This window comes from Collinsella aerofaciens (assembly GCF_025289055.1).
Taxonomy (GTDB): domain Bacteria; phylum Actinomycetota; class Coriobacteriia; order Coriobacteriales; family Coriobacteriaceae; genus Collinsella.
On the sequence record NZ_JAESIQ010000019.1, the window covers coordinates 24,305 to 48,169 of the forward strand.

The 23,865-nt window shown below is 61.1% G+C and carries 15 protein-coding genes; 5 read left to right on the forward strand and 10 right to left on the reverse strand.

The annotated features are described in order from the left end of the window. Positions 1-16 precede the first annotated feature (16 nt). The 6 genes from JMJ97_RS06855 to metK form a co-directional block, all read right to left on the reverse strand. A complete protein-coding gene (locus tag JMJ97_RS06855) occupies positions 17-1,231 on the reverse strand; it encodes an ABC transporter permease (RefSeq protein ID WP_260699650.1) in 1,215 nt (404 codons plus the stop codon). Then, a complete protein-coding gene (locus JMJ97_RS06860) occupies positions 1,228-2,001 on the reverse strand; it encodes an ABC transporter ATP-binding protein (RefSeq protein ID WP_260699651.1) in 774 nt (257 codons plus the stop codon). Before JMJ97_RS06860 ends, JMJ97_RS06855 begins: the two co-directional genes overlap by 4 nt. Continuing rightward, positions 2,001-3,437, reverse strand: coding sequence for an efflux RND transporter periplasmic adaptor subunit (locus JMJ97_RS06865; protein ID WP_260699652.1), 1,437 nt, complete (start codon positions 3,435-3,437; stop codon positions 2,001-2,003). Before JMJ97_RS06865 ends, JMJ97_RS06860 begins: the two co-directional genes overlap by 1 nt. A gap of 132 nt (positions 3,438-3,569) precedes the next feature. Beyond that, a complete protein-coding gene (locus JMJ97_RS06870) occupies positions 3,570-5,303 on the reverse strand; it encodes a L,D-transpeptidase (RefSeq protein WP_260699653.1) in 1,734 nt (577 codons plus the stop codon). 149 nt (positions 5,304-5,452) lie between these two features. Then, a complete protein-coding gene (gene sdaAA, locus JMJ97_RS06875; protein ID WP_260699654.1) occupies positions 5,453-7,060 on the reverse strand; it encodes an L-serine ammonia-lyase, iron-sulfur-dependent, subunit alpha in 1,608 nt (535 codons plus the stop codon). Positions 7,061-7,405: 345 nt separating this feature from the next. Next, the gene (gene metK / locus JMJ97_RS06880; protein WP_260699655.1) at positions 7,406-8,686 is read right to left on the reverse strand and encodes a methionine adenosyltransferase; all 1,281 of its coding nucleotides are present in this window, start codon (positions 8,684-8,686) and stop codon (positions 7,406-7,408) included. 277 nt (positions 8,687-8,963) lie between these two features. On the opposite strand from metK, the gene gltX reads away from it, so the two are divergent. From gltX to JMJ97_RS06905, 5 genes are all read left to right on the forward strand, one after another. Beyond that, complete coding sequence (gene gltX / locus JMJ97_RS06885; RefSeq protein ID WP_260699656.1) at positions 8,964-10,439, forward strand: glutamate--tRNA ligase; 1,476 nt, start codon at positions 8,964-8,966, stop codon at positions 10,437-10,439. A gap of 89 nt (positions 10,440-10,528) precedes the next feature. Next, complete coding sequence (gene priA, locus JMJ97_RS06890; protein WP_260699657.1) at positions 10,529-12,955, forward strand: replication restart helicase PriA; 2,427 nt, start codon at positions 10,529-10,531, stop codon at positions 12,953-12,955. A gap of 18 nt (positions 12,956-12,973) precedes the next feature. Continuing rightward, the gene (gene def / locus JMJ97_RS06895) at positions 12,974-13,510 is read left to right on the forward strand and encodes a peptide deformylase (RefSeq protein ID WP_055250379.1); all 537 of its coding nucleotides are present in this window, start codon (positions 12,974-12,976) and stop codon (positions 13,508-13,510) included. Positions 13,511-13,830: 320 nt separating this feature from the next. Further along, a complete protein-coding gene (fmt, locus tag JMJ97_RS06900; RefSeq protein WP_260699658.1) occupies positions 13,831-14,751 on the forward strand; it encodes a methionyl-tRNA formyltransferase in 921 nt (306 codons plus the stop codon). After that, positions 14,748-16,148, forward strand: a complete 1,401-nt coding sequence (locus JMJ97_RS06905) for an RsmB/NOP family class I SAM-dependent RNA methyltransferase (protein WP_260699659.1) — start codon at positions 14,748-14,750, stop codon at positions 16,146-16,148. Before fmt ends, JMJ97_RS06905 begins: the two co-directional genes overlap by 4 nt. Positions 16,149-16,289: 141 nt before the next feature. On the opposite strand, the gene JMJ97_RS06910 is transcribed toward JMJ97_RS06905, so the two are convergent. The 4 genes from JMJ97_RS06910 to glgD form a co-directional block, all read right to left on the reverse strand. Further along, a complete protein-coding gene (locus tag JMJ97_RS06910) occupies positions 16,290-16,526 on the reverse strand; it encodes an FmdB family zinc ribbon protein (RefSeq protein WP_006233925.1) in 237 nt (78 codons plus the stop codon). Positions 16,527-16,614: 88 nt separating this feature from the next. Further along, a complete protein-coding gene (locus JMJ97_RS06915) occupies positions 16,615-19,911 on the reverse strand; it encodes a 4-alpha-glucanotransferase (RefSeq protein WP_260699661.1) in 3,297 nt (1,098 codons plus the stop codon). Positions 19,912-20,340: 429 nt separating this feature from the next. Beyond that, complete coding sequence (gene glgA / locus JMJ97_RS06920) at positions 20,341-22,647, reverse strand: glycogen synthase GlgA (RefSeq protein WP_260699662.1); 2,307 nt, start codon at positions 22,645-22,647, stop codon at positions 20,341-20,343. 90 nt (positions 22,648-22,737) lie between these two features. Continuing rightward, positions 22,738-23,865, reverse strand: a complete 1,128-nt coding sequence (gene glgD / locus JMJ97_RS06925; protein WP_260699663.1) for a glucose-1-phosphate adenylyltransferase subunit GlgD — start codon at positions 23,863-23,865, stop codon at positions 22,738-22,740.

A 23,865-nucleotide genomic window follows, 5' to 3' on the forward strand; every position in this document is an offset into this window, starting at 1 on the left:
ACTTGTTGGTGGTGACTTACTGGTAGCGTAGGCACTCCACCGGGTTGAGCTTTGCCGCGCGTCGAGCGGGGTAGAAGCCAAAGATTACGCCGATGCCGACGGAGACGGCGAAGGCCAGCAGCACCGTGGCGATTGAAAAACTCGGTGTGATTTGCCCGCTGGCACCGAGCTCGCCAAGAATCCCGGATCCGGAGGCAAACATCGCAAGAGCCCAGGCCAGCAGATAGCCAATCAGGACACCCAACAGTCCGCCGGTGACGCACAGCGCCGAGGACTCGGCCAAAAACTGGGCGGTAATATCGCGACGACTGGCGCCCAGAGCGCGGCGGATGCCGATCTCGCGGATGCGCTCAGTCACGTTGGTGAGCATCATGTTCATAATGCCGATACCGCCGACAAGCAGCGAGATGCTGGCGACAGCACCCATGATGAGCGAGAACGCGCCCATAAAGGAGTTGAGTGCATCGATGGCGCTTTTCATGGATGTCGCCGATACACTGTCGTACTCATCCTCCTCCGCGATGCCCTTCATTGCGCGCACCTTGGACTCGATGGTCTTACAAAGCTCATCCATGTCCGTGCCCTCGGCGGCAAGTGCCGTCACGCTGGGGAATGAAGGATTCTCGTCGCCAAACAGCCCGGAGATGGTTTCGCGTGGCATATACAGCGTGAGCGAGCCCATGGAGTCGCTGCCGCCATCAATCACGCCTACAATCTGCACCTCGCCGTTGGACACCTTGATGGTTTTCCCCAGCGCATCCTGTTCGTTGCCGTAAAGCTGATCGGCTCCGCCGCGACTGATGAGCGCCACGCGCGAGCCTGATTGAGACTCGGCCTGGGAATAAGTACGCCCCGCAACGAGCTTGCTGGCCCCCACGGCGTCGAGCATGTCGCTATCGACACCCTGTGCCATGACGGTATAGCTTTTATCGCCGGTCTTGTACTCGGTATAAGCGCTGTCGACAATGCCGATCTGCTCTATCTGCGGCACCAGTTTTTGAAGCTTCTGAACGTCAGAATCGGTGAGTTCTTGCGACGAATAGATCTGAACCATACGAGCTGCATTGAGGCCTAGGCTGTTGACCAGGCTGTTTTGGATGCCGCCGATGAGCGAGGTCATGGCGATGACCGAGGCTATGCCAATGACGATGCCCAGGATGGTGAGCAGGCTGCGACCCTTGTTGGCCTCGAGCGAGTGAAGGGCTTCCTGGATGAGATCGCGGGCGCTCATGCCATCTCTCCTTTCGGCGGGTTGACGGAGGCGGAAATCTTGGGCAGGCTATCTACGGCGCTGCGCAGGGTCTTCGGTGCATGTGGAATATACGCGCCGTCGTGGATGCGGCCGTCGCGGATGGTCACGGCGCGGTCGGCTTCGGCGGCAATGCCGGGGTCGTGCGTGATAAGCACGATGGTTTTGCCGCGCTCCTGGAGCTTATGGAAGGTCTCCATCACAAGCGCTCCAGTGGCGGAGTCCAGGTTTCCCGTCGGTTCGTCAGCCAAAATGATGGGCGGGTCATTAACGAGGGCGCGCGCGATGGCGACACGCTGCATCTGGCCGCCCGAGAGCTCGGATATGCGGTGGTCCCAGTGGTCGACCGGTAGCGTGACGGCCTGTAGCGCGTGCACGGCGCGCATCTCGCGCTGGCTACGGGGCACATTGGTGTAGGCCAGCGGCAGCATAACGTTTTCGATAACCGACAGGCGCGGCAGCAGGTTGAAGCTCTGAAAGACAAAGCCAATGCTCAGGGCGCGAGCTTCGGTGAGTTCGTCATCATCGAGCTCGGCCACGTTGAGCCCTTGCAGGTAATAGTCGCCCGCCGTCGGCTTATCCAGGCAGCCTAGGATGTTCATGAGCGTTGACTTGCCCGAGCCCGAAGGGCCGGTAATAGCGACGAATTCGCCGGGATTTACTGCCAGGCTCACGTTGTGCAGGATGTGGGCGCACCCCGCCTCGCTCTCAAAGATGCGGTGCACGTTGCGAATGTCGATGACGGGACGCATTACATGTCCTCATCGGCAGACATACTGCCAGAATCTGCGCTGTAGCCGCCGTCAGCCGTTGCGTTCGCTCCGGTGTCCATGACGAGGGTGTCACCATCGCGCAGCTTGGTAACCGGCACGTTAGGGTTGATCTCGTTTCCCTGGTCGTCGCGCTTGACCTGCGTCTTGCCGACCACAGCTTCGTTGTCGTTTTGCGTCACGATGGTCACCTTCACGCGACGGGTTTGCTTGCCCTCGTCATCGGTTGTCACGTTGACGTAATAGTGTTCGCCGTCTTCGGTCATGAGCGCCATCGTCGGCACCATCACCACGTCGTCGAGCTGCTCGGTCACCACCGATACCTCGGCCGTCATGCCCGGCTTCAGGCGCGCGTCGGGCGCCTCAATGAGAATGTCGACGTTAAAGGTTACGCTGCCGCCGCCACCGTTGGCGGCGTCGGAGTTTGCCACCGACGCGATAGCCGTGACGGTGCCCTGGCTCACGATATCGGGAAACGCGGGATACGTGACGTTGGCGCTCTGCCCAACGGCGATCTTGGCGATGTCCTTTTCGCCCACCTGTACGGTCACCTTCATCTTGGATAGGTCGGCGATCTGCATGCACTGCTTGCCGCTGCTCGTATCGCTTTCGCCCATGATCATGCCGCCTGTTACCGTGGCGCCCACCTTGGCGTTGAGCTCCACGATGCTACCCGAGCTCGGGGCCGTGACCGTACGGCTGGCTGCCTTGGCGTTCGCCTGTTCGAGGTTTGCCTGGGCCGATGCGAGGCTGCGCTGCGCGGCCGATACGGCGTTCGTGTCCGCTGATGCGGCGGAGACGCCAGCCGCTGTGGAAGCTCCATCGACGTCCGTCGTTGGGGTGGCCTGCGCGGCAGCTGCGGCTTTCTGCGCGTTGGCGAGGTCTTCCTGAGCGGCTGCAACTGCACGCTGTGCCTCGGCAACGTTGCGATCGAGCTCGTCGTTTTTAATGGTCATAAGTACGTCGCCCTCGTTGACGGATTGGCCTGCCTGCACGTTGATCGAATCGACCGTACCGTCGACAGAAGGGGAGACCACTGAGGACGAAATGGGTTTGAGCTGGCCTTTCGCCTCGACCGTTGTGGTAAACGTGCCCTCGGTCACCATATCGGTCACAGGACCGCTAGCGCTCTGAGGCTGCGCATTGATAACCAGGTTTGCGACAATGGCAATGAGCGCGATGGCACATACGACGCCGGCGGCAATACCGCGTCGAATCAGCTTTTTGCGTCGACGTTCGGCACGTTTTGCCTTGAGCTTGGCATATGCCTCTTCATCTGAAATCTCGGTCGCATCGCTCGCGCGTCCGTTCTGCTTGTCGGCATGTACGTTTGTAATCAGAGGAATCGTTTCGGTGACATCTTCGGGCGTGTGCTCGGTATCATCCGGGCCTGGGGTGATCGTGGGGACATTCGGCATAGCGTCTCCTTTATAGAAAGTACCTCGATAAGTATATGCGCCCACCGGTTGGGGCGGGCGCATAGGATGGTTTCTTTCGGAACTGTTAGATTGGTCGCAGCGGTTCCACGTTGTAGGAACGCGCGCGTTGCACTACGAGTGGACAACTACGCACAGACCGACTTTGATGCAGTCGTGAAGTGCCTTGGCGTCTGCCAGGCGCAGGTTGATGCAACCGTGGCTGCCGCACCACTTATAGGACTCGGCATTATCGAAGCTCTTGTCGTTTTGCCATGTAGCGTCGTGGAAGCCGATCATGTTGCCCTCAAACGGCATCCAGTAGCTCACCGGGCTCTCGTATTTGGGCTTACCGGTCTCGGGGTCCTTGGCTCCGATCAGGGTGCTGCCGCCGTCGTTGCTGTTGATCTGCCATACGCCCTCGGGGGTGGCGTCTTCGCCCGGTTTGCCGGAAATAAAGTTGGCCTCCCAAACGATATTGCCGCTCTCGTCATAGTAGCGCGCGTGCTGCTCGGACAGGTCGACGTCGATATACGCCTTCCAGTCGGGCTCTCCCTTTGCGGTAAAGGTGTCGGCCTTCTGGGAGTACTTGATCTCGATCTCGCCGGTCTGCTTGTTGTTAATGGCGTCCTCGACCTGCTTGGCGAGCGAGCTGCTGTCGATGGACCAACCAAAGTCGCCGCCTTCGACGGCGCACTGCTTGCCATCGGCGCGCGTCCACCAGCGAGTGGAGCCCACGGTATTAAAGCCGTTGGCGAGCTCGGCTGCCCAGCTACTGATCTGCGAAGTATCGAGCGTGGGGTTGGCGGGATCGGCAAAGCTGATCCACTGCAACACGGAGCTGCCATCAACCTTGCCGGCATCCTCGCCGTTGAGCTTGAGGGTCACGTTGACGCCCAGGAAGTTGTTGGCGGCATCGCATGCGGCCTGAATCTGATCATCGGTCAGCGTTCCATTGAGCGGCTCATAGGCATCGTTGCCGAGCTTGGAAAGATCTACGGTTTCGGCCAGCGAGGCAAGCTCGAGCTCGGCATATTTAATGACATGCTCGCGGTTGAGTTTTTCGTTGGAGCGCGCCTTCTCGACGGTAAACTTGCCGGCCTGTTCGTCATAGGAGCTATTGGCCTCGAACGTGCCCGAACGGCCCTCGTTAAACTCGTCGATGGCGGCGCCCAGATCCTTCTCAAACTGCTTTTGGTTAAAGGTGTCGGAGAGCATGGACAGGTCGACGTCTTGATCAAGATCGACTTCGTTGGAGGTGGCGGTTGCTTTGGTCTTGCCGCTTAAGGATTCCACAAGGCGGACCGGCCATACAAAGGCTTCGTTGTGGCTGATGATTTCTTTTGCGGCAGCTTCGCCGTCGACGATGGGCTCATCGGACTCGGGCTGATAGGTCCAGCTAAAGTCATCGCCTGTCACGGCGAGCTTATAGTGCTTCCATGCCGAATTGACCTTGGTGGCGGCAGACGAAGCGTTGGAGAACGAGACGTCGACGCCGGCAATGGTGGTGTTGGGGTAGGCTACCTGCGAAAACGCTACGACGCCTACGATATAGACAATGACGATTAGACCCAGGACGACAAAGAACGTCGTCTTTTTGCCCGACTTATTGTTCTCGGCGGGTTTGCGCGCGGGGCCGCGATCGCCTCGAGCGTGCGTGGGGGGCTGCTTGGGCGCATTGCCGTTTGCCCGGCGCTGCTGACGTTGTTGACGCTGCTGTCGCTGTTGGTTCGGGTGTTGGGAAGCGTTTGCTGCACTACGCTGCTGACCGTGGCTCGGCGCGATGGGACGCGGCGATTGAACGCCGCCGGTGTGCCTGCTCGGCTGCTGCGGATCGGGAATCAGTTGAGTTCGATCGTTTTGCGACATCGTATGCATATCCTTCGATTTTCGCCTTGCGGTTCATCGTGTTTTTACTGGGCTTGCATTATAGCGATTGCCCTGCTGTTTGTGGTACGGAAACGGTGGCATTCAAAAGAGGTGGGACATTTGTCCCACCTTTGAGTCGTTCTTTGCCGTTATCCGCACACACCGCATTTTGCACAGGCCGAAAGTGCGGCCGGAGCCTGCGCGATGCCGCCCTTTGCCGTCTCGCGCAGCGTGGCCGGCAACGCGTGACCCACCGAGAGCATGACATGTGCCATCTGGTCAAACGGCACTAAACTCTTAATGCCTGCGAGGGCGAGTTGTGCCGAGCTAAAGGCCGCTGCCACGCCGATGGCGTTGCGGTTTTGGCAGGGCACCTCCACTAGGCCCCCGACGGGGTCGCAAACGAGGCCCAGCAGGTTACTCAGCGCGATGGAACTGGCGTCGAGCGCCTGCTCGGGCGTGCCGCCGAGCATCTGCACCAGAGCGGCGGCTGCCATGGCGGCGGCGCTTCCCACCTCGGCCTGGCAGCCGCCCTCGGCGCCGGCAACGCAGGCGCTTGTGGTGAGGTTGAGGCCGATGGCGGCTGCGCAGTAGAGCGCGTCCATGACCTGCTCGTCGTCGAGCTGCAGACGATCGGCGAGCGCCAGCACGCAGCCGGGCACAACACCCGCGGAGCCTGCCGTCGGAGCTGCGACGATCACACCCATCGTGGCGGAGCGCTCGAGCACGGCCATGGCGCGGGCCACGGCGTCGGTCTGAACGGGGCCCATCAGGCTTGCACTCAAATCGTTGCGGCTGGTGGCTTCGACGAGCTTGGCCTCGCCGCCGATAAGCCCGCCGAGCGATCGCTGCGGATTGGCGATGGGAGCCGTGGTCTCCTCGCGCATGACGTCGAGCACGCGGCGCATGGCGGCGACGGCGTGGGCCTCGCCGGTCAGACGCGCCTCGCGCACGGCCATGACGGCGCCGATGCTGAGCCCCAGTTCCTCGCACGCATCGAGCAGCTGCTCGCCGTCGTCGAAGATTTCCTTGGCCGAGACGCCGGGAGAGAGCGACGAGGCAGAACCGGGGAGCTCGATAAAGGTCGCGTAATCGACATTGTCGAGCTTGCGCAGCATGGGGACGACGGTGTCGTCGGGCGCGCCGTCGGTCTCAAAGACGGAGTAGGCCTGGCCGCCCACTTCGGTGCGGTAGGTGCGGCAGAAAGCGATGTTTACGTGGGCGTAGGCGAGCAGGTTGGTGAGCGCGGCGAGTACACCGGGGACGTCCTTGTGTGCCACGAAGAGCGTGGAATACATGCCCGAGATGTCGACGCCGACGCCGTTAATGCGGCTGATGCGCATCTTGCCACCGCCCAGGCTCTCGCCGCGAACCTGTGCCGTGGCGCCCGTGTCGTCGACCATTTCGATGTCGACGGTGTTGGGGTGGATGGAGGCGTCGTCGCCTTTGATGTCAAAGTGATATTCGAGGCCCTGCTCGCGCGCGAGGTCGAAGGCCTGCTTGATGTTCTCGTCATCGGTGTCGAGACCCAGGATGCCCGCGACGAGCGCACGATCGGTGCCGTGGCCGCGGTAGGTGTGGGCGAAGGAGTTCCACAGGCCAAAGGTGACTTTGGTTATGCGGCCTTCCAGCAGGCTGGCGGCAACTTGGGCGCAGCGCAGGGCGCCGGCGGTGTGCGATGAACTGGGGCCGACCATGACGGGGCCCAAGATCTCGAATGCCGAGGTCGTAGCTAGTGTTTGCGGCTTGCCTGCCATGGGTGCTCCTTTAATCTGTCCCGTCGTCCCGAGGGGCGGGGCATACTCTATCCCGCCGTTCCGAGGGCTTTGGTATTTGGTCGCCTGCTCGGGCAGTCCTGCTCGCACGGAGAGCACATTAAGTGCTCTCCGGCTCGTGCGGAACTCGCGACCGACCAGATACCAAAGCCCTCGGAACTTAGGATACATGGTTGGAGTCGCTCTGCTGCGAAATTTATCGGCCTATGACCTATTCCATGTCCCAGGTCGGCTCATCTTCACCACCTTTAAATAAAAAAGAAGTACCGGTTGGAGCCGGTACTTCTTTTGGTGCGTTGTTTCTTGGCTGTAGCTTTTGCCGTTAGCTTACAGGCCGCAGGCTGCTTTGAGTTCTTCGACTCGGTCGGTTTTTTCCCAGGTGAAGTCGGCGTCTTCTCGGCCGAAGTGACCGTAGGCTGCCGTCTTTTCGTAGATGGGGCGACGCAGGTCTAGGTCGCGGATGATTGCGCCCGGGCGCAGGTCGAAGGTCTTCTCTACGGCTTCAACGATCTTGTCCTCGGCAACATGCGCGGTACCAAAGGTGTCGACCATGATTGAAAGGGGCTTGGAAACGCCGATGGCGTAGGCAAGCTCGACTTCGCAGCGGTCGGCCAGACCGGCGGCGACCACGTTCTTGGCTACCCAGCGCGCGGCATACGCGGCGGAGCGGTCGACCTTGGTGCAGTCCTTGCCGCTAAAGGCACCGCCGCCGTGACGGCCATAGCCGCCGTAGGTGTCGACGATGATCTTACGGCCAGTCAGTCCCGTGTCACCCATAGGTCCGCCCACGACAAAGCGACCGGTGGGGTTCACGTAGATGTCGGCGTTGTCCCACGGCATGTTCTCGGCGGCCATGACCGGGGTGATGACGTGCTCGATGAGGTCGGCCTTGATCTTGCCCATGTCCTCGATCTCGGCGGCGTGCTGCGTGGAGATGACGATGGTCGTGACCTCGATGGGCTTGCCGTCCTCGTAGCGCACGGTGACCTGGGTCTTGCCATCGGGACGCAGGTAGGGCAGGGTGCCGTCGTGGCGCACGGCAGCCAGGCGCTCGGCCAGGCGGCTTGCCAGGTAGTGAGGCATGGGCATGAGGGTCTTGGTCTCGTTGGAGGCGTAACCGAACATCATGCCCTGGTCGCCGGCACCGATCAGGTCGATCGGGTCGGTGGTAGCGCCGGTCTGGGTCTCGAAGGACTCGTCAACGCCCTGAGCGATATCGGGTGACTGCTCATGGATGAGGCTCATAACGCCGCAGGTATCGCAGTCAAAACCGAATTTGGCACGGTTGTAGCCAATGCGGCGGATAACGCCGCGGGCGATTTCCTGAACGTCGACGTAGGCCTGGGTGCGAATCTCGCCGGCGACGATAACGGTGCCGGTGGTAACGAGGGTCTCGCAGGCGCAGCGGACGTTCTCCACGTTGGCGGGCACGCCGTTGGGGGCGATGTAGCCCTGCTCCTGCAGCTCTATTTCTTTGGCGAGGATTGCGTCGAGGACGGCATCGCTGATCTGGTCAGCGATCTTATCGGGATGACCTTCGGTCACCGATTCCGACGTAAAAACAAAGGACCCGTGTTGGGGTGGGATGGAACGAAGTTCTTCTGACATGATTGTCCTTTCAAAAACGTGTCCCGGCGACCGTTACCATTCCGCCGGGCTCTCTATGCAAGGGCACATCATAACGCGTAAATCAAACATTCACACCCTTTCCGCACCTACTCATTGGGGACAGACTTAAATGACCAGCCTTAAACTAAGAACGTCTCCAACGACTGGTCATTTAAGTCTGTCCCCAATGAGTAGGTCGGTGCCCTTTGTGCGGAGGTTGCTTTGATGCTTTATACTGGTGCGGTTAGACATCCATCCTGCAATCGAGGAGATATCCATGGCATCAGACGTTCGCGTCCGCTTTGCACCCTCACCGACGGGCAAGCTGCACATCGGCGGCGCCCGCACCGCTATCTATAACTGGGCTTTCGCCCGTGCTAACGGCGGCACGTTCATCCTGCGCATCGACGACACCGACCCCACCCGCTCCACCGACGAGAACACGCAGATCATCCTGCGCGCCATGCGTTGGCTGGGCCTGGACTGGGACGAGGGTCCCGAGGTGGGCGGCGATTTTGGCCCCTACGCCCAGACCGAGCGCCTGGACCTGTACAAGCAGGCCGCCCAGAAGCTTTGGGACGAGGGCAAGGCCTATCCCTGCTTCTGCACCAAGGAGCAGCTCGAAGCCGACCGCAAGGCCGCGCAGGAGCGCAAGGACCCCTTCCAGGGCTATCAGCGCCGTTGCCGCGATCTTGATCCCGAGGAGGCCCGCCGTCGCATCGAGGCCGGCGAGTCCTACGTCCTTCGCATCAAGGTGCCCGAGGACCGCGGCGACGTCGTCATCCACGACGCCGTCCACGGCGAGGTAACCTTCGACGCCAAGGAGCTTGACGACTTTGTCATCTTCCGTTCCGACGGCACGCCCACGTACAACTTCGCGACCGTCGTCGACGACGCCATGATGAAGATCACTCACGTCATCCGCGGCGACGACCACCTGTCCAACACCCCGCGTCAAGTTATGGTCTACGAGGCCCTCGGCGCGCCCGTGCCTACGTTCGCCCACATCTCCATGATCTTGGGTGCCGACGGCAAGAAGCTCTCCAAGCGCCACGGCGCCACCTCGGTGGAGGAGTACCGCGACGCCGGCTACCTGTCCGACGCCTTCGTCAACTACTTGGCGCTGCTCGGCTGGTCGCTCGACGGCGAGACCACGATCATCCCGCGCGATGTCCTGGCCAGCAAGTTCTCGCTCGACCGCATCTCCAAGAACCCGGCGACCTTCGACCCCAAGAAGCTCGACTGGGTCAATGCCGAGTACATCAACGGCATGTCCGATGCTCAGTTTGCCGACGAGATCATGGTCCCCGAGCTGCACGAGGCGGGTCTCATCGAGGGTAACGTCGAGTACGGCGAGGATTGGATCGACGCGCTTGCCGCCATCGTCAAGCCGCGCACTAAGATGCCGACCGACGCCGTGACCGTCGCCGCTCCCATCTTTGCCACGGCCGAGACGCTCGAGTATGACGAGAAGTCCGTTAACAAGGGCCTAGCCAAGGAAGGCATGGGTGCCATCCTGGACGCCGCCAAGGCCGCTCTCGAGGGTGTCACCGAGTGGACCGCCGCGAACATCGACGCCGCGCTTGAGCCGCTGCCCGAGCAGATGGACCTTAAGAAGCGCGTGGTGTTCCAGGCCGTGCGCGTCGCCGTCTGCGGCAACATGGTGAGCCCTCCACTGGGCGAGACCATGGCGCTCGTCGGCCGCGACGACTGCCTGGCGCGCATCGACCGCGCCCGCACGATGGCGCTGTAGCAGCCGTGTAAACGCTTGTATCCGAGCCCCGCTCACCACGAGTGGGGCTCTTGTTTCTAAAGACGTATGGGATGGGAGGTACAGAGACCATGGCCGAGCAACTGTCACTGTTTGGTTCGCCGGAACCGGAGGAGACTCCGGCCAAGCCTGAGTTCGCACCTGAACCCGTCGCCGCCTATGCGAGCGTAGTCCTCGACATTCCCACCCGTGCGCTGTCCGAGCCGTTTGCTTACGGCATTCCCCGGTCCCTTGCCAACGAGGCGCAGATCGGATCCACGGTCCTGGTCCACTTTGGTAACCGTGCCGCCGCGGGCTATATCGTCGACATTGCGTCTGAGCTGGACGACCTGCAGGGCAACAGCGCTCTCGATCCCGCGCGCATTAAGCCTATCGAGGCTATCCTCAGCAAACCGCTCTTTACCGCCGAGGCTGCCCGTATCGCACGCTGGATGAGCTGTGAGTATGTCGCGACGCTTTCCGAGTGCCTGCGCCTGTTCTTGCCCCCGGGCGTCAGCCCGCGTGTGGTCAAGGGCGACGACGGCGTGTGGACAGTTGTGCGCCCCGCCGTCAAGCCTATCCAAAACCGCTGGGTCATGCTCACGCCCGAGGGTTTCGACTATACGCCGCCCAGGACTGCTGTCCGCCAGCGTCAGCTCATCGAGGCGCTCCAGTGCGGGCCGGTCACGACGCGCGACCTCAACCTTCTCTACAACAGTATGTCGGCGACCATCAAGGCGCTCGAAAAGCGCGGCGTCGTGGTGGTGGAGGAACGCCGTGCGTGGCGTGGCTGCAATGAACAGACCACGCTGTCCTCAGCAAACGGTAAGGCGCCGGTCTCCCTTACCAACGGCCAGCAACAGGCACTCGCGCAGATTGAGCGCGCCCGTCTGGACGCCCACGGAGACGTGGTCCTTGTCGACGGCGTCACCGGCTCCGGCAAAACCGAGGTTTACCTTTCGGCGATTGAGCGCGTGCTGGCGGCCGGCCGTTCGGCCTGCGTGCTGGTGCCCGAGATCTCGCTGACGGCCCAGACCGTCGGCCGCTTCCGCTCGCGCTTTGGCGAGACGGTAGCCGTGTTCCATTCGCGTCTTTCTGCTGGCGAGCGCCTGGACCAGTGGGATATGGTCGCCAGCGGTGCGGCCCGCGTTGTCGTCGGCGCGCGTTCGGCGCTCTTTTGCCCGCTCAGCGACCTGGGTCTCATCATCATCGACGAGGAGCACGAGACCAGCTATAAGCAGGGCTCTAGTCCGCGCTACCATGCGCGCGAGGTCGCGGCCGAGATGGCGCGGCGCTACCGCTGCCCGCTCGTGTTGGGCTCCGCCACGCCTTCTGCTGAGGCCCTCGATCGCTGCCGCCGTGGCACGTATAACGGTGCCACCTGGACGCGCGTCGAGATGCCCGAGCGCCCGGGACACGCAGTCCTGCCGACGGTTCGGATCGCCGACCTGCGCCGTGAGTTCTCGCACGGCAGCCGTTCCATGTTCTCAAAACCGCTGATGGAGGGCCTAGAGCGTGTGGTCGAGCGCCGCGAGAAGGCCGTGCTGCTGCATAACCGCCGTGGCTTTGCGCCGTTTCTGATGTGCCGCGAATGCGGCTGCGTGCCCACCTGCAACCACTGCTCCACCGCGCTTACGTATCACGAGCGCACACACACGCTGCAGTGCCACACCTGCGGTTCGTCTTGGCGCGTGCAGCCGTATCCCGCGCCCACGAGCCGTTGCCCCAAATGTGGCAGTCGCTACCTGGCAAAAATGGGTCTGGGCACTCAACAGATCGAGGACGCGCTACACCAGATGCTTCCCGAGGACGTCGCCATTATTCGCATGGATGCCGATTCCACGCGCGGCAAGGATGCGCACAAAAAGCTGCTCGAGCAGTTCGATGCCGCCGATTGTGCTGTGCTGCTGGGCACCCAGATGATCGCCAAGGGCCTCGACTTTCCCGAGGTCACGCTCGTGGGCGTGGTCAATGCCGATTTCGCCCTCAAGCTGCCGGACTTCCGCGCAGGAGAGCGCGCCTACGACTTGCTGGAGCAGGTTGCGGGCCGCGCCGGCCGCGGCGATCGCCCCGGTGAGGTGATCATCCAGACCTACCTGCCCGAGGACCCGGTCATTCGCGCCGTTGCCGAGCACGACCGCTCGATCTTTACCGTCTACGACCTGGACCAGCGCCGCGACGCCCTGTATCCGCCGTTTGTTCGCCTGGTCAACATTTTGGTGTGGTCGGCGAACCGAGACGACGCGCAGGACTACATCGGGCGCATTGCAAAGCTTCTAAAGCGCCGCTGGCATGCTGCCGCGCCCGACTTTTTGCGGGCGGGCAGCGCGGTGCCGCAGGTGCTGGGCCCAGCTTCGTGTGTAATCGAGAGAGCCAAGGACCGTTACCGCTTCCATCTGCTTGTGAAGTCGCCCGTGGGGTACCATGTCTCTGATGATATCGACGCCTGCCTCAAAGAGGTGGGCTCTGTGCGCGGCGTGAGCGTGAGCGTTGACGTCGACGCCTATGATTTGATGTAACAACCCGAAAGGATGGCCATGGAAGCCAACGGAATCGTACTGTCGCCCGACCCTCGTCTGCGCCAGGAGTGTGCCGTCATCGAGGAGATTACCCCTGCGATCGAGGCGCTTGCCGAGAAGATGAAGAAGATGATGTTCGACAACGGCGGTTGCGGCCTGGCCGCCCCGCAGATCGGTGAGCTCATTCAGCTCGTCACCATCGACTGCGACTACAGCGACAAGAACGACTACGATCCGTACGTGCTCATCAATCCTGTGATTGTCGAGCAAAGCGACCATCTCGTTCCGTTTAGCGAGGGCTGCCTGTCCATCCCCGGCATTAGCTGCGAGATCGAGCGTCCCGACCATGTCGTCGTCGAGGCGTATGACCTGGATGCCAACCTGATTCGCTATGAGGCCACGGGCGATCTGTTCTGCGTGTGCCTGCAGCACGAGATCGACCATCTGCACGGCAACACTATGTTTGAGCGACTGAAGCCGATGCAGAGGATTAAAGCCGTCAAGGAGTACCAGGACGCCCTGGCCCGCGGCGCTCGACCGGGCGAGACGGAGTAGGTTTGTCCGTCCCCGGGGCGCCCGCCTATATCATCCCGTGCTCAAACATTCTCGCTGCGCTGCGAAACTGCGCGCGGGACGATATAGGCGGGCGCTCCGGGGACTACGTTGACGCTGCTTGTCTCGCCCGGGTGCCGTCGGGCCAGGGAAGGGCGTCTTCGCTGATAGGTGCTTTGTTGGGAGGGCTGCTTTTATGCGGCTCTTTCTTTGGTTTTGGGTATATTTGTCTTTGTTGAACTGTTTTTGCGGCTGGGTGCGCTTGCGACCTGGAACGCTTTTTTGTAGCCGTCTCGGCTCGTTATTGAGAGGAGACTAACTTTATGCGTATTGTGTTTATGGGTACGCCTGATTTTGCTGTGCCTTCGCTGGCTTCGCTTGTTGAGGCTGGTAATGAGATTGCGCTTGTTATTACTCGTCCCGATGCTGTTCGTGGGCGTGGTAAAAAGTTGGAGCCGTCTCCTGTTAAGGCCAAGGCGCTTGAGCTTGGTCTACCTGTTGTTGAGGCAAATCGTATGACGCCTGAGGTCGTTGAGGCGCTTCAGGCTGTCCAGGCTGACATTTTCTGTGTGGCTGCTTATGGTTGCATTTTGCCTGATGACGTGCTGCATATGGCGCCGCTTGGTATTGTGAATGTCCATGCTTCGCTGCTGCCTCGTTGGCGTGGTGCTGCTCCCATTCAGCGTGCCATTCTTGCTGGTGATGAGGTTGCTGGCGTTTCCATTATGCGCATTGGGCATGGCGTGGATACTGGTGCTTATTGTGCTCAGGCTTCCACGTCGGTTGCCGGTAAGCATGCTGAGGCGCTGACCATGGAGCTTGGTGAGCTTGGCGGCAAACTGCTTGCCGATACGCTTCCTTCTCTTGCAGATGGCACCGCCATGTGGACTGAGCAGGATGAGTCGCTCGTCACTCATGCTGCCAAGATTTCCAAACTGGAGATGCGTCTAGATCCGCAAATGGCGGCGCTTGATTGCGTGCGTCATGTGCTGGCCTCATCCGATACCGCGCCCGCCCGTTGCGTGATTGCCGGCAAGACCGTGCGCGTGCTCGATGCTGCGCTGGCCGATGTTTCGCTTGGCGAGGGCGCTGTTGACGTTAAGAACAAGCGTGTGTACCTTGGCCTTTCCGATGGCTCGGTTGAGTTGCTCGAGGTTAAGCCCGATGGCAAGCGTGCTATGGCCGCTTCTGCTTGGGCTGCTGGCCTGCAAGGCGCCGATCTTATCTGGGGTGTTTTGTCATGAGCAAGCTGTCTCCCGCACGCAAGCTTGCGCTCGATGTGCTGATGGAGGCCGATCGCCGCGGTATGTATGCGCGTGATGTGCTGTCCTCTCGCGCATCGGCCAAGGCTATTGACCAGCGCGATTCCGCATTTGCCGCCCGCCTGGCGCTCGGTGTTGCCGCCACGCAGGGTATTTTGGACGAGCTGCTCGATCAGTTTCTCGATAAGCCGAAAAAGGTTGCGCCGCGTGTTCGCATGGCGCTTCGTATCTCGGCCTTCGAGATGCTCTATCTACATACGCCTGGCCGCGTTGCGGTGAGTCAGGGCGTTGAGCTGGTGCGCAGCGGAGCTAAGTCTGCCTCAGGTTTGGCCAATGCCGTGCTGCATAAGGTCGCGGACAACGTTGAGAACTTTGCCACTGCGTCCGATGTAGATGAGTCTGAGCGACGCTTGGTTCGTCTGTCGCGCCTGATGGGTCTGCCGCGTTGGCTTTGCGCTCGTATTATGGCCTCGTTCGATACCCCAGAGGGTGCGCTCAACTTTGCTGGCAATCTGGCCCCCGCGCCGCTGGCCCTGCATGAGAACGCCTTTGCGACCAAGCCCGATCCGTATATCTCGCAGCTCGTCGCGCCTGTCTTCCCGGGCTGCCATGCCCCGGTTGATGCCCAGGTTACCGTTGCTTCGGGTGTGTTTGAGCGTGCTGCCGCGGTGGCATCTGATCTCAACGCGCAGCTTATCGCCACGGCTGCCACGCGCCCTGGAAGCTGCCTTGAGATTGGTGCCGGTCGCGGCACCAAGACCTATGTGATGATGTGCCAGGCCAAGCGTGCGGGCTATGAGCGTCAGCATACGGCGCTCGATCTGCATGATCGCAAGTGTGATCTGAATCTCGCTCGCCTGCATAAGGCCGGTATTCAGGGTGTTCGTACGGTTTCGGGTGATGCCTGCGAGCTTGATGAGGTGCTCACATCGTTTGATGCCATGCTTGGCGAGCCGGTTAAGTTCGACACGGTTTTTATCGATGCGCCGTGCTCGGGCACCGGCACCATGCGCCGTCATCCCGAGATCCCTTGGCGACTGACCGAAAAGGACGTGACGGTTGAGCTGCCCAAACTGCAACTGACGATGCTCAAGGAAGCTGCCGCGCGCGTGGCTGCCGGCGGCGAGCTCATCTATGCGACATGCTCGGTCTTCGACGAGGAGAACACACAGGTGGTGGACGCGTTCCTTGCTTCTCCCGAGGGTGCCGGCTTTAGCGTGGCGCCGCTTTCCGAAGCACAGATTCTGCAACTCCCCGAGTTCGATCAGGCCAAGAAGCTCGTTTCCGTACGCCAGAACGATCGAGGCCTCTTCCAAAGCGTTCCCGTAAACGCCGACTCCTACGACGGCCACTTCTGCGCCAGACTGGTCCACAAGTAACGACTAAGTTGCGGTGAAATAGGGATTGAAAAGCCGCTTCTGTCCGCCAAACAGTCCTTATTTCACCGCAACTCACAAGGAAACCTGGGTAGCTAAAGAGTCAGCCCTACGATCGGTGCCGGTCGCGGGGCTGCTTGGTTTCTAGTGGCTATGCGGGCAATTGGCGCAGCAGCCGCTCGTGGCGTTGGTGCTGGAGCCGCCGCTTCGTTGATCGGTGTTGTAGAAACCGCTGCCCTCAAATTTAATGCCGCTGGCCGAGAACGTCTTGGCCGCCGGGGCACCGCAGCTGGGGCACACGACCTCGGGAGTCTCGGACATGGGATGCTCAACCTCAAACACGTTGCCGCAGCTCGAGCACTTGTAATCGTAGCGCGCCATAGTACTTCCTTTTCAGCACAAAGCGGGCAGATTACTCTGCCCGCATAAATTCAAACGTCTGTAACTGTACCCTATATCGGGGGTTTTATCACGCTTCGCCCCAGAATCTATGGTTGTTGCGCAGGAGCTGTGCGGTTTTGTTCTCGGCGGCTGCAATGTCCGCCTCGTCAGCCTGCCAGGTCCAGTTGCCCGTGGCCACGCCCGGAACGTTCATGCGCGCGTCGTCGCCAAGCCCCAGGACATCCTGCAGTGGCATCATCACCAGGGGAGCATCGCTTGCCAGCGCGTCGCTCATCAGCTTGGCCGCCACCTCAACACCGCTCGGTTCATCGCCGCCCGCAAAGATACGGGTGCACCAACCGGCCAGCGTCGACGTATCGTGCGTCGAGGTGTACAGAATCTTGCCGGGCGTGGGATACACACCGCAACGGACGTCGTAGTCGCTAAACTCCAGCACGTCCATGCCGGGGAAACCGCAGGTCGATGCCATGGCGCGAACACCGGGCGTCAGATAGCCCAAGTCCTCGGCGATAAAGTTGAGCGGACCCAGCTCGTCGTAGGCGGTCTGGAACAGGTCCTTGCCCGGGCCCGCCAGCCAGCGGCCGTCGGCGCAAGCCTTACCCGCGGGGATACTATAGTAGCTGTGGAATCCCAGGAAGTGATCCAGGCGCACACGGTCGTAGAGCGAAAACGCGCGGCGCAGGCGATCCATCCACCAAGTATAGCCGTTCTGCTTCATGTGGTCCCAGCGGAACGTCGGGTTGCCCCACACCTGGCCATCGGGCGCAAAGTTGTCGGGCGGCGCGCCGGAAATCTCGATTGCCTTGCCGGTATCGGACAGCCAGAAGTTCTCGGGTTCGCTCCACGCGTCTGCCGAATCGTCAGACACGTACATAGGAATATCCCCAATAACCTCGATGCCCTTCTTGTGCGCATAGTTCATGAGCTCGCACCAAGCCAGGTCAAAGCGGTACTGCATGTACGCCTGAAGCTCGGCCTCGTTGTGAAAGCGCTTGTCGTCGATTAGGTGCTCGTTGTAGCGCGCGACATCTGCCGGCCAATCGTGGCGCGACTCGCCCTCAAAGTACTTCTTAACGGCCATGTAGACGCAGTACTTCTCGAGCCAATCGGCATTGCGATGCTTAAACGCTGTGTACAGCGGGTCGGCATCCTCGCCGCCGCGGGCCTTCCAGGTCTCAAAGTCGGCGGCCAGCTCCTCGTGGCTCTCGGGTAGCAGGTCGATATTGCCTGCAAAGGCCGAAGGACCGGCGTATGGGGAGCGGAAGAAGTCCGTGGGGTTGACGGGGAGAACCTGCCAGTAGCGCATGCCCATGGCGGCCAGATGGTCGATAAAGCGACGCGTGGGCGCACCGATCGTACCGGGCTTGCCGTCGTCGGTCGGCACCGATGTGATATGGCACACAACACCCGCACCGTGATCGAGCGGCTCCTGCAGGCGCTGCTCGGCATGGTGATAGATGATCGACGAGCCCAGCGGATACAGATCGAGCGTGACCGTACCGTTATGGATCTCACACTCGTGACCGCTGATCACGTCACTCGCGCATTCGCCGAGCGCCGGGATCGTCACGCGATGCGAATTGCGCAGGCTGCGGTTGATGATGACGGTCGCGGACTCGCCGTCTTTACCGGTACGGTTGTAGGCCAGCACCTCGTCGTTGAGCGCGAAGGCCTTGATCTCGCCGTCGACCATAAACGGCAGCGCGCGGCGGACGGCAGACGCGTTCTTAACAATGGCCAGCGTATCGAAGTCGTGGAGCTGGTCCTTGGTCGGCAGGGTACGGCGGTTGCCCGGATCGGTGAGGCCCTCCAAGCCGTACTCATCGCCGTAATAGATTGAGGGTACGCCCGGGAAGGTCATCTGCATGAGCGTCGCCAGCCAAAAACGGCTCTTGGCCAGGCCCATCGAGTTATCGTCCAGGCGCCATTTGCTGCGTTCGCTCTCGGGCAGCTGCGACTCGTCTGGGCCGCCGCCGAGCACCGAGATGATGCGCGGACGGTCGTGGCTCGAAAGCAGATTGAGTGCGCAGGCCAGCGCCTCGCGCGGGTAGTTCTCGCGCAGGGTTTCGATATCCTCAGCAGCTTGGTAGGCGTTTTTGTAGCCCATCAAAAAGCCGATGACCATGTCGCGGAAGGGGTAGTCCATGGCAGAGTCGAGCTCAGAGCCCTGCAGGTAGCGGCGCAGATGGCCGTAGCTGATCTTGTTGGAGGCGTCTTCCCAGACCTCGCCGAGCAGCAGCGCGTCAGGTTTCTCGGCGAGCACGGCCTTTTTGATCTCGGCCAGGAAGTCATCGGAAAGCTCGTCGGCCACGTCCAGGCGCCAACCATGGGCACCGGCGCGCAGCCATTTGCGGATCACGCCGTCCTTGCCCAGGAGCCGCTCGCGTACCAGCTCGGAGCTCTCGTTGATGGCGGGCATGTTGCCCACGCCCCACCAGCAGTCATACGAACCGTCTTCATGGAAGTAAAACGCATCGCGCCACGGCGAGTCCTCGCTTTGCCAAGCACCGACGCCGGGATAATTGCCGTAGCGGTTAAAGTAGATCGAATCGTCGCCCGTGTGGTTGAAGACGCCGTCCAGGATGATAGAAATGCCGAGCTTCTCGGCCGCCTTGCACAGCTCCGTAAAGTCCTGCTCGGTGCCCAGAATCGGGTCGATCTTGGTGTAATCGGCCGTGTCGTAGCGGTGGTTGCTCGCGGCCTCAAAGATGGGGTTGAGGTAGATGGCCGTAAAGCCTAGCTCGGCAATGCGGGGCAGGTCATTTTGGATACCCTTGAGCGAGCCGCCGTAAAAATCCCAGGTCTTGATGGAGCCGTCTTCGGCACGCTCGTACTCGGGCGGCTCGTTCCAGTCCTCGACCATGCGGCGCTGGATTCCGTTGCGCGGTTTTTCGATCTCGGCCAGCGTACGCTCGCGCCAATGCTCGTCGCGGGCATAGCGGTCGGGGAAGATCTGGTAGACCATGCCCCGCTCGTACCAGGTGGGACGATTCTCGCGGTGCTTGTAGACGGTAATCTGGAACGACGGGACCTCGGCGTAGTCGTAGGTTACGCCCTCGCCGCCGGTGCGGCCCTGCGGTGCACCCAAGCGGACCTCGGGCTGGCCCTCGATATTGCAGATAAAGCTGTACCAGATAAGACAGGGCTCAGTGCACTCAAGCTCTACGGTAAATATGCCGTCGCCCTCGTGCGTCATGGGGTACAGAGACTCACCGATTTCATCGACCCAGGTACGCAGGGTGAGCGTTGCCTGGTTGGGGTCGGCATCCTCCAAAATCACCGAGAGCGAAACAGAAGTTCCAGCGGTCACGGCGCCAAAAGGAGTGCGAAACTGCGGTAGACGGCTGTTGTGAATCAATCTCATAATACGGTCCAGTTCAATAGAATCACGGCCTGCGGGCCATGGGCTTTACGCACAGGATGTAAGTATATCTGTTGTACACAGGCTGTATAAACAACATCCGTTTACCATCGGCGAACGGTTGTCCTAGAAAATCGTTTTACCATCCAAATTTTCGCGGTATTCGAAAACGCCCAGACGGATACTATTTGTAGTCAAACAAAAGTACTTCGGTTTACTACGACGATTTGAATGATCTCAACCACAGTCATTTTAGTGATACTAAAACCGCAGGTAGAAGCGTTGCCAATTTCGTAGATTGCACGCCGTGGTCGGCCAGAGCTATTTTGTCGTAGTAAACCGGCCCTCTTTTTAATACAGAAGTTCAACCAAGAAGAGGGTGCCTAATTGGGGCGCCCTCTTTTGCGTTGGATTAAGTTTTAATCGTCCAGACTAGTGACGCTTGCGGGTAGCCGTTGCCTTACGGACGGAGGTCTTCTTGGTCGGAGCCTTTTCCTCGGCCGGAGTGGCGGGGGAGACCGGGGCCTCCTTGGCGGGCTCGGCCTTTGCCTTGGCCTTGGGAGTGGTCTTGACCTCTGCGGCCTTCGGAGCCGGCTCGGCCTTTACTGCGGGCTTTTCCTCGGCCTTAGCCTCTGCCTTGGGAGCAGCAGCCTTGGTCGTGGCCTTCTTGGCCGTCGTCGTAGCGCGCCTGCGCGTGGTGGTCTTGGCGGTCGGCTTTGCCTCGACAGCTGCCTTGGCCTTGGGCTCGGAGGGCGCCTCCTCGACCTTGACGGCGGGCTTTGCAGCAGCCTTCGGGGTCGTCTTCGCGGCGGCCTTCGTCGTAGCAGCCTTTGTCGTCGTCGACTTCGTTGCCGTGGTCTTCTTGGCGGTCGTGGTCTTGGACGCGGTCGTCTTCTTGGCAGCGGTCTTGGCCGGAGCCTTTGCCGCGGGCTCGGCCTTTACCTTGGGAGCGACCTCGGCCTCGGCGGCCTTTTTGGCAGCGGCGGTCGTACGCTTGCGCGTAGTCGATGCCTTGGCAGTAGTTGCCTTAGCGGCGCTAGTCTTGCTAGCAGCGGCCTTCGTGGTCGTGGCCTTCTTAGCCGTCGTCTTGCGGGCCGTCGTCTTCTTGGCGGCAGGCTTCGCGTCGGGCTTAACTTCGGCCTTGGCCGCCGGCTTCTCCTCGGCCTTGGGCTCCTCAGCGGCAGCGGGCTCCTTAACGGTCGCCGCAGGCTCGGCCTCAGCGGCAGCGGGCTCATCGACAGCTGCAACATCAGTCACACCCGCCGGGCGCTCAATCTCCGGATGCATAAAGAAGTACAGGTCAAGATACTTATCGGCCGAGCGCGTCCAGCTAAAGTCCTGGCTCATGGCCTGCGTGACCAGCTGGTTCCAGGCATCGCGGTTATCCCAGAACAGACGCGCCGCGCGGAACACGGCGTCGCCCATCTCGTCGCCGTTAAAGTTGCTAAACGAGAAGCCCGTGCCCTCGCCGGTAAACTCATTGTACGGGATCACGGTGTCCTTTAGGCCGCCGGTCTCGCGCACGATGGGCAGGGTGCCGTAGCGCATGGCGATGATCTGCGACAGACCGCAGGGCTCAAACTTCGAAGGCATCAGGAACATGTCGGCGGCAGCATACATGCGCTGCGACAGTGCCGGATCAAACTCGATGCGCGCCGCCATGGTGCCGGGGTACTTGTCCTGGAAGTAGCGCAGGCCGTCCTCGTAGTCGCGGTCGCCGGTGCCCAGCACCGCCACCTGCACGCCGCCGGCCAGGATGCGGTCGAGCGCGTACATGACCAGGTCCATGCCCTTCTGGCGCGTCAGACGCGTGACCATGACCATAAGCGGACGGTCGTCGCGAACCTCGAGCCCCAGCTCTTCCTGCAGCTTGGCCTTGCACACGGCCTTGCCAGAACGGTCCTCGACGGTGTAGTTGGCGGCAATGCGCTTGTCGGTCGCCGGGTCAAAGCCCGCGACGTCGATGCCATTCAAAATGCCCTGCAGCGCGTACGAACGCTCGCGCAGAACGCCGTCCAGGCCCTCGCCAAATTCGGGCGTCTGGATCTCGTTGGCATAGGTGGGGCTTACCGTAGTGATGGCGTCGGCATAGCGCAGCGCGCCCAGCATGTAGTTGATGCTGCAGGCGTCGCAACGCAGCTGCGAGGCGGCCGCGGGAATATGCGCCACACCCAGGATGTCCTCCATCACGGTGTCACTAAACTGGCCTTGGAACGCCACGTTGTGGATCGAGAACACGGTCTTAACGCGGTCATACAGCGGCAGGCCCTGGTAGAACTCGCGCAAAAACACGGGCGCCAGTGCCGTCTGCCAGTCGTTGCAGTGCAGGATGTCGCACTCAAAGCCCTCGGGCAGGTGCTGCAGGCTCTCGGTGATGGCCTTGGAGAAGAACGCAAAGCGCTCGCCGTCGTCAAAGAAGCCGTACGGATAGTCGCGCGCAAAGTAGCGCTGGTTGTCGATGAACATATAGGTGACGCCGTCGTGCTCGAGCTTTTCCAGCCCGCAGTACTCGTTGCGCCAGCCCAGGCTCACGTAAAAGTCGGCAAAGTGCTCCATCTGCGCCTTGTACTCGTCCTTGATGGTGGCGTACTTGGGCACCATCACGATGACTTCGGCGCCGGCGCGCACGAGCGCCGCAGGCAGCGAGCCCGCCACGTCACCCAGGCCACCGGTCTTAACAAACGGTGCGCACTCGGCCGAGGCAAACACGATCTGCATCTTTTTGCTGGTTTCTGCCATATTGTCTCCCATGTTGCAATTCGAGAATAGCCGCCAGGCGCTAACCGGGCGGCTATTCTTCAGTTTACGTGCGATTATGCGACACCAATGTTAACGAGCGATGGTGGTATCGGAAGTTAACGGAGCCTTGCCCAGCACCAAGATATTCTCGGGCGTGCCGCGAAGCTCGGTGTTGACGGGAACCACGTTGTTCTTGTCCAGAATGGCGTTCTCAACGCGGGCGCCGCTCTTGATGACGCAGCTCTGGTTGATGATCGAGTTAGTCACCGAGGCGCCTTCCTCAACCACAACGCCGCGCGACAGAATCGAGTTGCGCACGGTGCCCTTGATGATGCAGCCGGCCGAGATGATCGAGTTGCACGCATGGCTGCCGGTCGCGTAGCGCGAAGGCGGCACGTCGTGCGCCTTGGTCAGGATCGGGCGCTCGGGATCGAAGAGCTGGTCGGCCACGGTCTGGTCGAGCAGGTCCATGCTGCGGCGATACAGCGACTTCTCGCTAAACACGCCCACGACCTCGCCCTTGTACTCGTAGCTGCACACGTCGATGTTGCCAAAGTCGCCCTGGAGTGCCTCGAGCATGTCCAGATAGTCGGCGGCCTGGTAGTGATCGATAATCTCGAGCAGGGTCTCGCGGTTGACGATGCAGCAGTCCATGGACGCGTTGTCGCCGTACACGACGCCGGCGCTCACACCCGTCAGACGGCCGTTCTCGTTGATCTCGAGCTTGGTCTCGTCATCGACGTTGCGCGTGGCCTTGCAGTACACGACGGTCATCTGGGCGCCGGAGTTCTCGTGGGCTTCGATGATGGTGTTGAGGTCCATGTTAAAGATGATGTTGGTGCCCATCATCACAACGTAGGGCTTGTCCGAGCGCTGGAACAACGTCTTGTTGGAGATGATGTCGCGCAGCAGGAAGCGCATGCCGCCCTTGGTGGTGCCGTACGCGTTGCCGGGAACCAGGAACATGCCGCCCTTCTTGCGGTCCAGGCCCCAGTCCTTGCCCGAGCCCACGTGGTCGATCAGCGAGCGGTAGTTGCCCGGCATGACAACGCCGACGGTCTTAATGCCGGCATTCATCATGTTGGACAGCGGGAAGTCGATCAGGCGGTAGCGGCCCAAAAACGGGACGGACGCGATGGGGCGATCCTTGAGCAGCACGCTGCCGTAAGTCGAAGAGTAGTTAGCGGTGATATAACCGATGGCCTTGCGATTGATCAT

Coding starts and splice junctions, on each gene's coding strand:
- metK (WP_260699655.1), bottom strand. CDS start 8,686: ATGTCAGAAGAACTTCGTTCCATCCCACCCCAACACGGGTCCTTTGTT.
- JMJ97_RS06910 (WP_006233925.1), bottom strand. CDS start 16,526: ATGGCGCGCTACGATTACAAGTGCTCGAGCTGCGGCAACGTGTTTGAG.
- def (WP_055250379.1), top strand. CDS start 12,974: ATGGAAGCCAACGGAATCGTACTGTCGCCCGACCCTCGTCTGCGCCAG.
- fmt (WP_260699658.1), top strand. CDS start 13,831: ATGCGTATTGTGTTTATGGGTACGCCTGATTTTGCTGTGCCTTCGCTG.
- JMJ97_RS06855 (WP_260699650.1), bottom strand. CDS start 1,231: ATGAGCGCCCGCGATCTCATCCAGGAAGCCCTTCACTCGCTCGAGGCC.
- priA (WP_260699657.1), top strand. CDS start 10,529: ATGGCCGAGCAACTGTCACTGTTTGGTTCGCCGGAACCGGAGGAGACT.
- sdaAA (WP_260699654.1), bottom strand. CDS start 7,060: ATGGCAGGCAAGCCGCAAACACTAGCTACGACCTCGGCATTCGAGATC.
- gltX (WP_260699656.1), top strand. CDS start 8,964: ATGGCATCAGACGTTCGCGTCCGCTTTGCACCCTCACCGACGGGCAAG.
- JMJ97_RS06870 (WP_260699653.1), bottom strand. CDS start 5,303: ATGTCGCAAAACGATCGAACTCAACTGATTCCCGATCCGCAGCAGCCG.
- glgA (WP_260699662.1), bottom strand. CDS start 22,647: ATGGCAGAAACCAGCAAAAAGATGCAGATCGTGTTTGCCTCGGCCGAG.
- glgD (WP_260699663.1), bottom strand. CDS start 23,865: ATGATCAATCGCAAGGCCATCGGTTATATCACCGCTAACTACTCTTCG.
- JMJ97_RS06860 (WP_260699651.1), bottom strand. CDS start 2,001: ATGCGTCCCGTCATCGACATTCGCAACGTGCACCGCATCTTTGAGAGC.
- JMJ97_RS06905 (WP_260699659.1), top strand. CDS start 14,748: ATGAGCAAGCTGTCTCCCGCACGCAAGCTTGCGCTCGATGTGCTGATG.
- JMJ97_RS06915 (WP_260699661.1), bottom strand. CDS start 19,911: ATGAGATTGATTCACAACAGCCGTCTACCGCAGTTTCGCACTCCTTTT.
- JMJ97_RS06865 (WP_260699652.1), bottom strand. CDS start 3,437: ATGCCGAATGTCCCCACGATCACCCCAGGCCCGGATGATACCGAGCAC.